Origin of the sequence: Micrococcus sp. M4NT (genome assembly GCF_033790745.1) — a bacterium.
Lineage (GTDB): Bacteria > Actinomycetota > Actinomycetes > Actinomycetales > Micrococcaceae > Micrococcus.
In genome coordinates, this window is sequence record NZ_JAMYEH010000006.1 from 116669 (window position 1) to 129734 (window position 13066).

The following is a 13066-nucleotide window of genomic DNA, read 5'->3' on the forward strand; positions in this document are numbered from 1 at the left end:
GACGTCCTGCACGGTGTTCTTCTTCTGGGGGGTGTTCACGGCGTGCCTCGATGCTTCGCGTCGGTGGGGGTCAGTACTGGTAGTCGACCACGAGCGGGGCGTGGTCGGAGAAGCGGGTGGCCCAGCTGGGGGCACGGTCCACGACGGCGCCGCTCGCCCTCTCGGCGAGGTCCGGGGTGGCCATGTGGTAGTCGATGCGCCAGCCCGCGTCCGTGTCGAACGCCTTCCCGCGCATGGACCACCACGTGTAGGGGCCGGGCACGTCCCCGGCGAGGGCGCGGTGCACGTCCACCCAGCCGAGCTCGCCGAAGAAGCGGTCGAAGTAGGCGCGCTCCTCGAGGAGGAAGCCGGCCTTCGTCAGGTTGCCCTTCCAGTTCTTGATGTCCCGCTCGGTGTGGCCCACGTTGAGGTCGCCCGTCACGAGGGCCGGGTGGCCGGCGGCGGAGAGCTCGGCCAGGCGGCGGGACATCTCGCCGAGGAAGAGGTACTTGTCGTCCTGCTTGGGGGTGCCGGCCTCGCCCGAGTGCACGTAGGCGGAGACCACGGTCAGGAGCGAGCCGTCCGGCAGGCGCAGGTCCGCCTCGAGCCAGCGGCCGGCGTCGTCGAAGTACCCGCGCTCGTCCCTGATGCCCGCGCGCACGTCCTCGATGGGGAAGCGCGAGGCGATCGCGACGCCGGCGCGGCCCTTCGCGGCGGCCTCGTGGTCCGCGACGTGGACCTCGGTCCACTCGCCGCCCACGATCTCGGGGACGAGCTTCTCCGTGATCGCGCGGGGTGCGCGGACCTCCTGCAGCGTCAGCACGTCCACGCGGCGGCCGGCGAACCACTGGACCATGCCCTTGCGGTGGGAGGCGCGGATGCCGTTGACGTTCACGGTGGCGATGCGCACCGCGCCGTCGGCCTTGGGGGCGCCCGCGTTCGCGTGCACGACGGGCTCGGCCGGCGTCGACTCGCTCATCGCGCGGCCCCGTCGTCCGTCAGCATGTCCCGCGCGTTGGCGGAGGTGATGTGGATGGTCTCGAGGGCGCGGTCCACCATCTCGCGGTCCATGCCGCCCTCCGCGGCGAGCTGCTCCTTCACCACGCGGGCCTGCACCTGGACGATCTTGAAGGAGTGGTCCAGCTTGGTGTCCCGCATCGGGTCGACCACGGGCTCCACGGTCTCGCCCCGCACCATGGGCTTGCCGAGGGCGGCGACGTCGGCGCGCACCGTGTCCACGGTGCGGTCCACCGTGGCCGCCGCCGAGCGCACGCCCGCGCGCAGCTGCAGGAACACGATCACCGCGAAGACCAGCCACCCCGCGGCGATGGCCACCACGAGCCAGCCGATGACGTCGTTCGCGTTGGCCGCGAAGACGATGGCCACCAGGAGCACGATGATCATCACCGTGAAGGCGGTGGAGCCGATGGGCAGTCCCGCGCGGGAGGCGCGGGCGCGACGGCTGGGAGCGGCGGAACCGGTGGGCAGGCTGCTGGACATGGGGATCCTGACGGGAGGCGGACGAGGCTGGCCACCATCATCCCGCACGCGGGCGCCGCGCTCCGAATCGAGCGGCGCACGGGCCCTATCCTTGGGCGGTGACCCCCACCTCCTCTCCCGCGGCCGCGCCCGGCCCCGCAGACGCCCACTTCACCCCGGAGCAGCGGCGCGTGCTCGCGATCCTCCTGATGCCGATGTTCCTGGCGCTCATGAGCGTGTCCGTGGTGAACGTGGCCCTGCCCGCGATCGAGGCGGGCCTGGGGGCGAGCAGCGCGGACCTCCAGTGGGTGCTCTCGGGCTACACCCTCACGTTCGGCGTCGTCCTCGTGGCGGCCGGACGGGCCGGCGACCTGTGGGGCCGCAAGCCGCTGTTCCTCGCCGGGATCGCGGTGTACGTCCTCGGCTCGCTGCTCGCGGGCCTGGCCTGGAGCCCCGTGGTGCTCAACGGTGCCCGGCTCCTGATGGGCATCGGCGCGGGACTGTTCAACCCGCAGATCATCGGGGTCATCCAGTCCACCTTCTCCGGGCGGGCGCGCGGCACGGCCTACGGGATGTTCGGCACCGTGATCGGCCTGGGCGTGGCGGTGGGGCCGCTCCTGGGCGGGCTGCTCATGGGGCTGCTCGGTCCGGAGGCGGGGTGGCGCGCGTCGTTCCTCGTCAACGCCCCGATCGGGCTGCTCGCCCTGCTCCTGGGCGTGCTGTGGCTGCACCCGCCGACGCGGACCGCCGCCGTCGTCCCGCGCGGGCTGCGCGCCCTGGATCCCGTCGGCGTCGTGCTGCTGGGGGCGGCCACCGTGTCCCTCATGCTCCCGTTCATCCTGCCGGGCACCTGGTGGCTGCTGGCCGTGGCGGCCGCCCTGCTCACCGCGTGGTGGCTGTGGGAGAAGCGGGTGCGGGCCGCCGCCCCGCACACGGGGGTCCACCCCATGGTGGACCCGGCCCTGCTGCGGCGCCCCTCGTTCACGTTCGCCACCCTGCACACCTCCGTCTACATGGGCACCATGCCGGGCGCGTTCGCCGTCATCGCGGTGTTCGTGCAGCAGGGCCTGGGGCACTCCGCCCTCGCGGCGGGCATGATCACCCTGGCCTCCGCCCTCCTGGTGACGGCGTCCTCCACGTGGATCGGCTCGCAGGTGCACCGGTTCGGCCCGTGGTTCGTGTTCACGGGCGCGGCCCTGGGCGTGGCCTCCATGCTCGCCCTCATGCTCGCCTTCGTCCGCGTGGCCGACGGCGCGTGGCCCCTCTGGACGCTCGCCGCGCTGCTCATCCCGCAGGGCGCGTCCCAGGCGCTCATCATGACGAGCGCCCAGGTGCTCATGATGGACGACGTCCTCCCCGAGGAGGCGGGGTCGGCCGGCGGCGTCGCCCAGACCGCGCAGCGCGTGGGCACCTCGATCGGCCTGGCCATGGTCACCGGCGTGTACTTCTCCGCCCTCGCGGGCACGGGCCACGCCCCCACCGCCCACGAGTACGGCGTGGCGGGCGGCAGCGCGCTGGCGGTGGTGGCCGGCAGCTGGGCCCTCGTGCTGGTCTCCGCGGGCGCGGACCTGCTGCGCCGCCGTCGGTCCCGGGCCCGCGCGGCCTGAGCGGCACCACCGACGCGCGGCACCGGGCCGGGCACCCTCAGCGCAGGAACAGCGCGCCCAGCCGCCGCGAGGTGAGCCACATGCCCACGGCGGCCATCGCCACGAAGTAGGCGACGTGCCCGAGCGTGCCCCACGTCATCACACCCACCGCGAGCGCGCGCATCATCTCCACGGCGTGCCACAGCGGGAACACCTGGATGACCCCCTGGATGGCCGGCGGATACACGCTGAGCGGGAAGAACGTGGCGGAGAAGAGGAACATCGGCATGAGGACGATCTGGATCCAGTCCATGTGCTGGAACGTCTTCATGAAGCTGGTGACCGCCATGCCCAGGGAGGCGAAGCCGAGCGCCACCAGCAGCGCGCCCGGGATCATGAGCACGGCCGTCCACGACGTGACCAGGCCGGCGACCGTCATGACGATCAGGAACCCGACCGCGTAGATGAGCCCGCGCAGCAGGGCCATGGCGATCTCGCCGACGGCCACGTCCAGCGGCCCCAGCCGGGTGGCGAGCATGGTCTGGTACGTCTTGGCGTAGCGCAGCTTGAAGAACACGTTCCACGTGGAGTCGTAGATCGCGCCGTTCATCGCGGAGACCGCCAGCAGCGCCGGGGCGATGAACATGCCGTACGGGACGGGCGTGCCGTCGGGCCCCGTGACGTCGCCGACGAGCGTGCCCAGGCCGATGCCCATCGAGGCCAGGTACAGCACCGGCTCGAAGAAGCCGGAGAAGAACACCACCCAGTTGTTGGACTTCAGGGAGAGGAGGGCCCGCTCCATGACGGCCCGCACGTTCCCCGAGTACATGCCGGACAGCGGGCCGCGGCGCACCGTGATGGGCGGCATGGGCGGCACGGCGTCCGCGGCCGACCCCACCGCCGCGGACGACGACGCGCCGGGCCGGGCGGCCGACGCCGCCTCGGCGGGGCTCGGCCTCCCCCCGAGGCGGGAGGCGGTGCGCGTGCGGGGCACGGCGACGGCGTCGCGATCCGGGGCACCCCGCCTCCAGCCGAGCCGGCGCGTGTAGACGCGGACGGCGAGCCACGTGCCGATGCCGGCGAGGGCGAGCAGGACGAGCAGGTGCACGGCCGTGAGCCAGGCGGGCTCGGCCATGCCGTAGGAGAGCACGCGGCCGATCTGGGCGGCGTGCCACTGCGGGGAGATCCAGCCGATCCACCGCAGCCACACGGGCAGGGCGTCGAGCGGGTAGAACGTGGCCGAGAAGAGGAACAGCGGCATGATCACGAGGCGCTGCAGGGTGGCGAACTGGCCCCTGTCCTCCGTGAGGGACGCCGCGAACGCCATGATCGGCGCGCCCACGGCCAGGCCGCCGAGCGTGGCCGTGAGCACCTGCAGCCAGCCCCACGGGCTCGAGACCACGCCGAAGGCCAGCATGACCGCGAAGAACACGGCCGCCTGGAAGAGGAACCGCAGGCTCACGGCCGCGAGGTGCCCGAGCGCGATCTGCGCCGGGGACAGCGGGGTGGCCTGCGCGGCGTAGTACGTCCTGTGCCACTGGAACCCGCCCATGACGGGGTAGGAGAACTCCACGGAGGCCGTCATCAGGGCGCCCGAGGCCAGCAGCGCGGGGGCGATGAACGCGACGTAGGAGACGCCGCCGAGGGCCTCCTGCGGGGCGCCGCCGCCCATGAGCTGGGCGAGCCCGAGGCCCATGGCGAGCAGGTAGAGGAGCGGCTCGCCGAGCGCGCCGACGATCAGGACCGCCCCGTAGCGGCGCATGGTCCGCAACGTGTGCTCGGCGTAGAAGAGCACGCCACGGGCCCGCACGCGCTCGGCGCTCTCGGCCGCGGAGATCGGGGGCCGCAGGGGGCCGGCGGTCGTCGGGGCGGCGGTCGTCGGGGCGGCGGCGGGCGCCGTCGTCGGGGGCGAGTCCGGGGCGGGCGGGGTGGAGGCGGAGGCGGCCACGGCTCAGTCCACCAGGGTGCGGCCGGTGAGGATGAGGAACACGTCCTCGAGGCTCGCGCGGCGGGTGAGGGTGGTGGCGGGGGCGGGCACGGCACCGTCGTCGACGAGTCGCTGGAGCACGTGCTGGAGGTCGTCCGCGCGCTCGGCGTAGAGGAGGACGCGGTCGGGCAGGACCTCCACGCGGTGCACGACGCCGTCGCCCACATGGGCCTGCAGGGCGCGGGCGGCGGCCTCGTTGCGGTCCGTTCCGAAGCGGGCCTCCAGGACCTCGCGGGAGGCGTGCTCGCGGATGAGCTCCGCGGGCGTGCCGGCGGCCATGATCTCGCCCGCGTCCACCACCACGAGCCGGTCGCACAGCTGCTCTGCCTCGTCCATGTAGTGCGTGGTGAGCAGGAGGGTGGTGCCACGCTCCTTGAGCCGGTAGAGGCGGTCCCACAGGGTGTGGCGGGCCTGGGGGTCCAGGCCCGTGGTGGGCTCGTCCAGGAGGAACAGGGCCGGCTCGTTGACGAGCGCCCGGGCGATCACGAGGCGGCGCTTCATGCCGCCGGAGAGGTCGGTGACCTTGGCGTCGGCCTTCTCGGTGAGCTGGGCGAACTCGAGCAGCTCCTGCGCCTTGGGCTTGAGGTAGGAGTACGGCAGGCCGAAGTAGCGGCCGTAGATGAGGATGTTCTCCCGCGCCGTGAGCTCGTCGTCGAGGTTGTCCTGCTGGGGCACCACGCCCAGGTGCGCACGGACGGCGGGGCCGTCGTCCTCCGGGTCGATGCCCATGATGCTCAGCTCGCCCGCCGTCCGCTGCGACGTGCCGGCGAGCATGCGCATCGTGGTGGACTTGCCCGCGCCGTTGGGCCCGAGCAGGCCGAAGCACTCCCCCGGGCGCACGTCGAGGTCGATGCCCTTGACCGCGTGGAAGTCCCCGTACTGCTTGCGCAGGCCGCGCGCGCGGATGACGGGGGCGGCGGCTCCGGGCGTGAGGGCGGGGCGCCCGGCGGTCTCGGGCGCGTCAGCGGAGGGGGTGGTGTGGCTCACAGGGAGGGATCCTACGCGAGGCCGCCTCCACCACGTTGGCCAGGAGCATGACGCGGGTCATCGGCCCGACGCCGCCCGGGTTCGGCGCCATCCAGGACGCCTTCTCCTTCACGGCCGGGTCGACGTCGCCGAGCACGCGGCTCCTCCCGTCCTCGCCGGTCACGCGGGAGACGCCCACGTCCAGGATGATCACGCCGTCCTTCACCTGCTCGGGCTTCACCATGTGCGCGGAGCCGGCGGCGGCGATCACGACGTCGGCCTGCGCCAGCAGCTCGTCCAGGTTCGTGGTGCCCGTGTGGGCCAGCGTCACGGTGGCGTTGACCTCGCGGCGCGTGAGCACCAGTCCCGCGGGACGGCCGATGGTCACGCCGCGGCCGATCACGAGGACGTGCTTGCCCGCGAGCTCCACGCCGTGGTGCTTCAGCAGCTCGACGCACCCGGCGGGGGTGCACGGCAGCGGCGAGTCCAGCTCCCCGCCCACGGAGGCCACGAGGCGCCCGAGGTTCATGGGGTGCAGGCCGTCGGCGTCCTTGTCCGGGTCGATGGCCTCGAGGACCTTCTGCGTGTCCACGTGCTTCGGCAGGGGCAGCTGGACGATGTACCCGGTGCAGGCCGGGTCCTCGTTCAGCTCCCGCACGACCTCGAGGATCTGCTCCTCGGTGGCGTCCGCCGGCAGCTCCTTCTGGATGGACTCGATGCCCACCTCGGCGCAGTCGCGGTGCTTGCCGGCCACGTACTTCTGCGAGCCGGCGTCCTCCCCCACGAGCAGCGTGCCGAGCCCCGGGGTGATCCCTCGCTCGGCGAGGGCCTGCACGCGCCCGCGCAGCTCCTGCTTGATGGCGGCCGCCGTCGCCTTGCCGTCCAGCACCTTCGCGGTCATCGCACGCTCCCCTTCGTCGAAATGCACATCGCCGCGGGACAGTCTCTCGCATCCGGAGACCGCCCCGCGGCGCATGTCAGCGGCCCGTGGCCGATGTCACCAGGACTCGAGGCCCTCGTACAGCGGGAAGTCCTCGGTCAGCTTCACCACGCGGGCGCGCAGCGCCTCCACGTCCGGGCTCGGCGTGAGGGCGGCCGCGATGATCTCGGCGACCTCGCGGAACTCGGCCTCGCCGAAGCCGCGGGAGGCCAGGGCCGGGGTGCCGATGCGCAGGCCGGAGGTGGTCATCGGCGGGCGCGGGTCCCACGGCACGGAGTTGCGGTTCACGGTGATGCCGACCTCGTGCAGGATGTCCTCGCCCTGCTTGCCGTCCAGCTGGGACTCGCGCAGGTCCACGAGCACGAGGTGGACGTCCGTGCCGCCGGTGAGCACGGAGATGCCCAGCTCCGCCATGTCCGGGGCGGTGAGTCGCTCGGCGAGGATCTGGGCACCCTGCAGGGTGCGCTCCTGCTTCTCCTTGAAGTCCGCCGAGCCGGCGATCTTGAACGCCACGGCCTTGCCGGCGATCGCGTGCATGAGCGGCCCGCCCTGCTGGCCCGGGAACACGGCGGAGTCGATCTTCTTCTTGAGCTCCTCCTTGGCGAGGATGAAGCCGGAGCGCGGGCCGGCGAGGGTCTTGTGCACCGTCGAGGTGACGACATCGGCATGCGGGACCGGGTTCGGGTGCAGACCGGCGGCCACGAGGCCCGCGAAGTGGGCCATGTCCACCCAGAGCTTGGCGCCGACCTCGTCGGCGATCTCGCGGAACGCCGCGAAGTCCAGCTGACGCGGATAGGCGGACCAGCCGGCGACGATCACCTTCGGCTGCGCGGCCTTCGCGGCCTCGCGCACCGTGTCCATGTCGATCCGGTAGGTGTCCGGCTCCACCTCGTACGCGGCGATCTTGTAGTTCTTGCCGGAGAAGTTGATCTTCATGCCGTGGGTGAGGTGGCCGCCATGGGCGAGGGACAGGCCCATCATGGTGTCCCCGTGGTCCATCAGCGCGGTCATCACGGCCACGTTGGCCTGCGCGCCGGCATGCGGCTGCACGTTGGCGTGCTCGGCGCCGAACAGGTCCTTCGCGCGCTGGATGGCCAGGTTCTCGGCGACGTCCACGAACTCGCAGCCGCCGTAGTAGCGGCGCCCCGGGTAGCCCTCGGCGTACTTGTTGGTCAGCACGGAGCCCTGGGTCTGCAGAATGGCGCGCGGGACGAAGTTCTCCGAGGCGATCATCTCGAGGGTGCCCCGCTGGCGGCCGAGCTCGTCCGCGAGGGCCGCGGCGATCTCCGGATCCACCTCGGAGAGGGGCTGGGTGTTGATGTCGGGCGACTGCGTCACGGGATTTCCCTTCGACTGGGGGCAGCGGGCACCGGAACGGGCCGGTGCCGCCCATCCTAGTGATCCGGCGGACACCGCGCGGCTCCGCCTCCTCCGGACGCGTGCGGGGGCGCGGCGGTGCCGGACGCCCTCGGCCGGACGCGCCCGGACGAGGCGACCCCCGCCACCGTGACCGGTGGCGGGGGTCGCCTCAGGGGTGGGCCGGCACGCCGGCCCCGGGGTCAGCGCTTGCCCCAGCGGCGCTGCTGCGCCTGAGCCAGCTTGTCCTTGAGGGTGGAGGCGGCCTTCTTGGCCAGCGGCACGGCGGAGTCCACGGCCTTCTCCACGATCGGGGCGGCGGTGTGGACCGCCTTCTCGATGAGGGGGGCGGCCTTGTCCTTCAGCGGGGCGGCCTTCTCGGCGAGCGGGGCAGCCTTCTCCTTGAGGGTCTCGGCGGCCCTGCCGAGGATGCCGGACTCGTGCGCTGCCTCGTCCGGGGAGACGGCGACGACCTCGTCGTGGCGGTCCGGGGCGGTGAAGGCCACGCGGCCGGGGACACCGGGGGTGCCGTCCACGACGGGACCGCGCGGAGCGGCCGGGGCCTCCGCGGCGGGGATGGGCGTGGTGGGGTGCGACTCCGCGGTGCCGATCAGGCCGGGGGCCTGGGCGGACGCGCGGGGCGTGGTCGCGGCTGCGGTCGTGGTCGTCGCGGCGGCGGCCGGCGCCACCTGCTCGTCCACGGTCACGCCGGTCCCCCCGGCGACGCCGGCGCTCACGGAGGCCGCGGCGGCACCGGCGGCGGAGATCCCCGCGGCCGAGCCCTGCTTCTCGTCCCGCAGGACCTGCCCGGCCACGGGGGTGACGGGCGTCTGGCTGGAGGACGTCGGCGCGGGGTCGACGGCCGGCGCCAGGACCGGCGGGACCATCGCCTCGGCCGGGGCGTCCTCGGCGTCGTGCTCGGCCGTGACGGCGGGGGCGATGGTCTCGTCCGCAGCGGCGGTCTCAGCAGACTTCACGGCCGGGGCGGGCTTCACCGCGACGGCGGGCTGCGCCGGCTCGGCCTTCACAACGGGCTCGGCGGGCTTTGCCGGCTCGGCCTTCACGACGGGCTCGGCGGGCTTTGCCGGCTCGGGCAGGTCCACGCCGCCCTGGTTCTCGTCCACCACGACGCCGGTGCCGCCGGCCACGCCCGCCGCGCCGAGGCCGAGGGTGCCCTCGGACGTCGAGGACGCGGAGTCGGTGCGGTCGGTCACGGGCAGCGCGACGGTGGCCGGGGCGGCGGCCGCGGGCTTCGCCACCGCGGAGGTCTCGGCGGCGGGCGCCGCGTCCTCGAGGGCCTCGGCGGCGATCTCGGCGGGAGTCTGCTCCGGCAGCGCCTCGACGGCGGCCGCGAGCGGATCGACGGCCTGCGGGGCGGGGGCGGTCTCGGTGGCCTCGAGCGGGGCCGGCGAGGCGGTGGAGCCGAAGGAGGGCGCGGGCTTCAGGGACGCTGACGGCGCGGGGGCGGACGTCCCAGCGCCCTTCTCGTCGATCGCGGTCGCGTCGAAGGCGCGGAGGGCAGACGCGCCGGCGCCGTCGGCCTTCGAGGCGGTCGCCGTGTCGTCTGCCGGAGCGGCCGTCGCGTCCAGCGAGGAGAGGCGGGTGCGGGACTGCTCGTCCCCGGCGGGGCGCACCGTCGTCGCGGTGGCCTCGGGGCGCGCGGCGGCAGGGCGGACCGGCTCCTCATGGCGGGTCTCCACGACGTCGTCACCGCGCCCGCGGCGGGACATCAGGGTGATCAGGAGGGCGATGGCGATCAGGACGATGATCGCCCCGATGATCCAGTACAGCTGGGCATTCGTCATGAGGGACTCCTCGGTAGCTCGGGGCGGCCGGCCAGCCCGGCGCCACCGTCCGCCCCTCACCGGCGAGGCGGTGTGGCGGACCAGCTCTCAGGGTGTCACACTGACCCGCCCCGGGGCCACGATGCGCGGCCCCGTCATGAAGCAGACGGGCACCGACGCGTGGCTAGCATCGGGGCATGGACCCCGCCCTGCCCTCCCCCGCCGCACCGCTCGAGCCTCCGCCCGGGGAGAACCCGTACGTCCTCACCGTCGCGTGCCCGGACCGCAAGGGGATCGTGCACGCGGTGTCCGGGGCGCTGCTGGGCGCCGGCGCGGACATCGCGGAGTCGCAGCAGTACGGCTCCCCCGACTCGGGCGACTTCTTCCTGCGGGTGCAGTTCACGACGCCGGAGGCGCGCTCCGCCGTCGAGGCCGCTCTGGCCCCGGTGCGCGCCGAGTTCGGGATGCGCGCCCAGCTGTGGGACGCGGGCCGCCGCATGCGCACGCTCGTGATGTGCTCGAAGGACGGGCACACGCTCAACGACCTGCTGTTCCAGCAGCGCGCGGGCAGCCTGCCGATCGAGGTGCCCGTCGTCGTCTCGAACCATCTCGACCTGCAACCCCTCGCCGCCTTCTACGGCGTGCCCTTCGTGCACGTGCCGATCTCCACGGACCCGGCGAGCCGCTGCACCAAGGCCGCCGCCGAGGCGCGCCTGCGCGAGCTGATCCGCGAGCACGACATCGACCTCGTGGTCCTCGCCCGCTACATGCAGATCCTCTCGGACGAGCTGTGCCGGGACCTCGAGGGCATGGCCATCAACATCCATCACTCGTTCCTGCCCTCGTTCAAGGGGGCGCGGCCCTACCACCAGGCGCACGAGCGCGGCGTGAAGATCATCGGCGCCACGGCCCACTACGTCACCGCCGACCTCGACGAGGGGCCGATCATCGCCCAGTCCGTCCAGCCCGTGACCCACGCCCAGACCGCGGAGGACTTCGTGGAGCGCGGCCGGGACGTGGAGGGCTCCACGCTCGTCCAGGCCGTGCGCTGGCACGCCGAGCACCGCGTGCTGGTGGACGGGAGGCGGACGGTGGTGTTCGCGTGAGGCGGCTCGTCACGCGCCCCTGACGGCGGCCGCCCCGCGTGCGTACGCTCGTGGCATGGCACACATCCTCACCGTCCAGGGCGCCACGCCCCGCATCCACGAGACCGTCTTCCTCGCCCCCACCGCCGCGATCACCGGCGACGTGGAGATGGCCGAGCGCTGCTCCGCGTTCTACGGCGTCTCCGTTCGCGGCGACTCCGCGCCCATCCGCGTCGGCGAGCGCACCAACCTGCAGGACAACGTCGTCCTCCACGCGGACGAGCACGTCCCCTGCACCCTCGGTGCGGGCGTCTCCGTGGGCCACGCCGCCGTGGTGCACGGCGCCACGGTCGGCGACGACTGCCTCATCGGCATGTCCGCCACCGTGATGAACGGCGCCGTGATTGGGGCGGGCACCCTCGTGGCGGCGGGCGCCGTCGTGCTGGAGGGCACGCAGGTGCCGCCGGGCTCCCTCGTGGCCGGCGTCCCCGCCACGGTGCGCCGCCCCCTCACCGACGAGGAGCGCGAGGGACTGAAGGCCAACGCCGCGACGTACCTGGATCTGGCCGCCGCCCACCGCGTCGCGTTCCGGGGGACGCCTCAGGCTCGCGGTGCGGCGTCCCGCTGGGTGGCGAGCTCGATCTGCCGGCGGCGCTCGTCCGCGGCGCGGCGGGTCAGCTCCGCACCGGCCTCCGGATCCCGGGTCAGGTTCTCCCCGGACTCGGGGTCGAACAGGTGCAGGCGGGAGGTGTCCACCCACAGGTCCAGGGGCGTCCCGGGGCGGGCCAGGGACTCCGCGGAGAGCGTGGTCACGACGACGGGGCGCATCTCGTCCGCGTCCAGGTCCTTCGCGAGGTCTGCGAGCACGCCCGCGACCTCGGGGTCCGGCTGGAACTCGATGTAGCCGTACTGCTCGTGGCCCAGCCACTCGAGGTGGGTGAGGGAGGCCCGGAACACGGAGCCCGCCGCCTTCTTGTCCTCGTCCACGAGGGAGGCGTCCTCGAAGAACTCAGGGCGCAGGCCGACGAGGACGAGGTCCCGGCCGGCGGCCGCGCGCGCCTTCGCCTCGGGGATCGGGATGTCGCCGATCGGGGAGGACAGGACGTGCCGTCCGCCCTCGGAGCGCAGAGAGGCGGGCAGGAAGTTCATGGACGGCGAGCCGATGAAGCCGGCCACGAACAGGTTCAGCGGCTGCTCGTAGAGCTCGCGCGGGCTGGCGACCTGCTGGAGCACGCCCTTCTTGAGCACGGCCACGCGGTCGCCGAGCGTCATGGCCTCGGTCTGGTCATGGGTCACGTACACGGAGGTGGTGGCCAGGCGACGCTGCAGCTGGGAGATCTCCGCGCGCATCTGGCCGCGGAGCTTGGCGTCCAGGTTGGAGAGCGGCTCGTCGAAGAGGAACGCGTCCGCCTCGCGGACGATCGCGCGGCCCATGGCCACGCGCTGGCGCTGGCCGCCGGAGAGGTTGCCCGGCTTGCGCTCCAGGTGGTCTGTCAGCTCGAGGACGCGGGCGGCGTCGCGCACCTTGCGGTCGATCTCCTCGTCGGAGGGCTTGCCGTCGCGGACGAGGCGCAGCGGGAACGCGATGTTCTCGTACACCGTCAGGTGGGGGTAGAGCGCGTAGTTCTGGAACACCATCGCGAGGTTGCGGTCCTTGGGGGCCGCCTCGTTCACGCGGCGCCCGCCGATCAGCAGCTCGCCGTCGGTGATGTCCTCGAGGCCCACGATCATGCGCAGGAGCGTGGACTTGCCGGAGCCGGAGGGGCCCACGAGGATGACGAACTCGCCGTCCTCGATGTCGAGGTTCACGTCCGAGATGGCGTGGTAGCCGTCGTCGTAGGTCTTGTCGATGTGGTTCAGGGTGATGGAGGCCATGGGGTGGGTCCTTTCGGGAAGGTCTCGTT

General features: G+C 73.3%; 10 protein-coding genes and 1 pseudogene. 3 read left to right on the top strand and 8 right to left on the bottom strand.

All coding sequences use genetic code 11. The features are described from left to right. Positions 1–70: 70 nt before the first annotated feature. Together NJC10_RS05680 and NJC10_RS05685 are read right to left on the bottom strand one after the other, a co-directional pair. Positions 71–958, bottom strand: coding sequence for an exodeoxyribonuclease III (locus NJC10_RS05680; protein ID WP_319075141.1), 888 nt, complete (start codon positions 956–958; stop codon positions 71–73). Then, positions 955–1479: a phage holin family protein gene (locus NJC10_RS05685; protein ID WP_248115401.1), complete on the bottom strand. Its 525-nt coding sequence runs from the start codon at positions 1477–1479 to the stop codon at positions 955–957. Before NJC10_RS05685 ends, NJC10_RS05680 begins: the two co-directional genes overlap by 4 nt. A 98-nt stretch (positions 1480–1577) precedes the next feature. On the opposite strand from NJC10_RS05685, the gene NJC10_RS05690 reads away from it, so the two are divergent. Further along, complete coding sequence (locus NJC10_RS05690; protein WP_319075143.1) at positions 1578–3065, top strand: MFS transporter; 1488 nt, start codon at positions 1578–1580, stop codon at positions 3063–3065. Positions 3066–3102: 37 nt separating this feature from the next. Here the strand turns inward: NJC10_RS05690 and NJC10_RS11250 are convergent, their stop codons facing one another. The 5 genes from NJC10_RS11250 to NJC10_RS05720 form a co-directional block, all read right to left on the bottom strand. After that, positions 3103–4992 (bottom strand): ABC transporter permease, encoded by a 1890-nt coding sequence (locus NJC10_RS11250; RefSeq protein ID WP_413466399.1) that lies wholly within the window; start codon positions 4990–4992, stop codon positions 3103–3105. Positions 4993–4995: 3 nt separating this feature from the next. Further along, a complete protein-coding gene (locus NJC10_RS05705; RefSeq protein WP_319075145.1) occupies positions 4996–6018 on the bottom strand; it encodes an ABC transporter ATP-binding protein in 1023 nt (340 codons plus the stop codon). Then, positions 5993–6898: a bifunctional methylenetetrahydrofolate dehydrogenase/methenyltetrahydrofolate cyclohydrolase gene (locus NJC10_RS05710; protein WP_319075147.1), complete on the bottom strand. Its 906-nt coding sequence runs from the start codon at positions 6896–6898 to the stop codon at positions 5993–5995. The genes NJC10_RS05705 and NJC10_RS05710 overlap by 26 nt, the downstream gene beginning before the upstream one ends. A gap of 96 nt (positions 6899–6994) precedes the next feature. Continuing rightward, on the bottom strand, positions 6995–8275 hold the full coding sequence (gene glyA, locus NJC10_RS05715; protein ID WP_298714006.1) for a serine hydroxymethyltransferase: 1281 nt from the start codon (positions 8273–8275) through the stop codon (positions 6995–6997). A gap of 221 nt (positions 8276–8496) precedes the next feature. Next, positions 8497–10098: a hypothetical protein gene (locus tag NJC10_RS05720; RefSeq protein ID WP_319075150.1), complete on the bottom strand. Its 1602-nt coding sequence runs from the start codon at positions 10096–10098 to the stop codon at positions 8497–8499. Positions 10099–10274: 176 nt separating this feature from the next. On the opposite strand from NJC10_RS05720, the gene purU reads away from it, so the two are divergent. Together purU and NJC10_RS05730 are read left to right on the top strand one after the other, a co-directional pair. Further along, positions 10275–11183, top strand: a complete 909-nt coding sequence (gene purU / locus NJC10_RS05725; RefSeq protein WP_319075152.1) for a formyltetrahydrofolate deformylase — start codon at positions 10275–10277, stop codon at positions 11181–11183. Between the two features lie 55 nt (positions 11184–11238). Next, positions 11239–11757 (top strand): annotated as a pseudogene (locus tag NJC10_RS05730) (gamma carbonic anhydrase family protein); the annotation flags it as partial. Positions 11758–11762: 5 nt separating this feature from the next. Here NJC10_RS05730 and NJC10_RS05735 read toward each other — a convergent pair. Beyond that, the gene (locus NJC10_RS05735) at positions 11763–13037 is read right to left on the bottom strand and encodes an ABC transporter ATP-binding protein (protein WP_248115393.1); all 1275 of its coding nucleotides are present in this window, start codon (positions 13035–13037) and stop codon (positions 11763–11765) included. Positions 13038–13066: the final 29 nt, after the last annotated feature.

Bases quoted from the DNA above. Each gene is read 5' to 3' on its own strand.
- NJC10_RS05680 (WP_319075141.1), bottom strand. From the start codon at position 958: ATGAGCGAGTCGACGCCGGCCGAGCCCGTCGTGCACGCGAACGCGGGC.
- NJC10_RS05685 (WP_248115401.1), bottom strand. From the start codon at position 1,479: ATGTCCAGCAGCCTGCCCACCGGTTCCGCCGCTCCCAGCCGTCGCGCC.
- NJC10_RS05710 (WP_319075147.1), bottom strand. From the start codon at position 6,898: ATGACCGCGAAGGTGCTGGACGGCAAGGCGACGGCGGCCGCCATCAAG.
- NJC10_RS05720 (WP_319075150.1), bottom strand. From the start codon at position 10,098: ATGACGAATGCCCAGCTGTACTGGATCATCGGGGCGATCATCGTCCTG.
- purU (WP_319075152.1), top strand. From the start codon at position 10,275: ATGGACCCCGCCCTGCCCTCCCCCGCCGCACCGCTCGAGCCTCCGCCC.
- NJC10_RS05735 (WP_248115393.1), bottom strand. From the start codon at position 13,037: ATGGCCTCCATCACCCTGAACCACATCGACAAGACCTACGACGACGGC.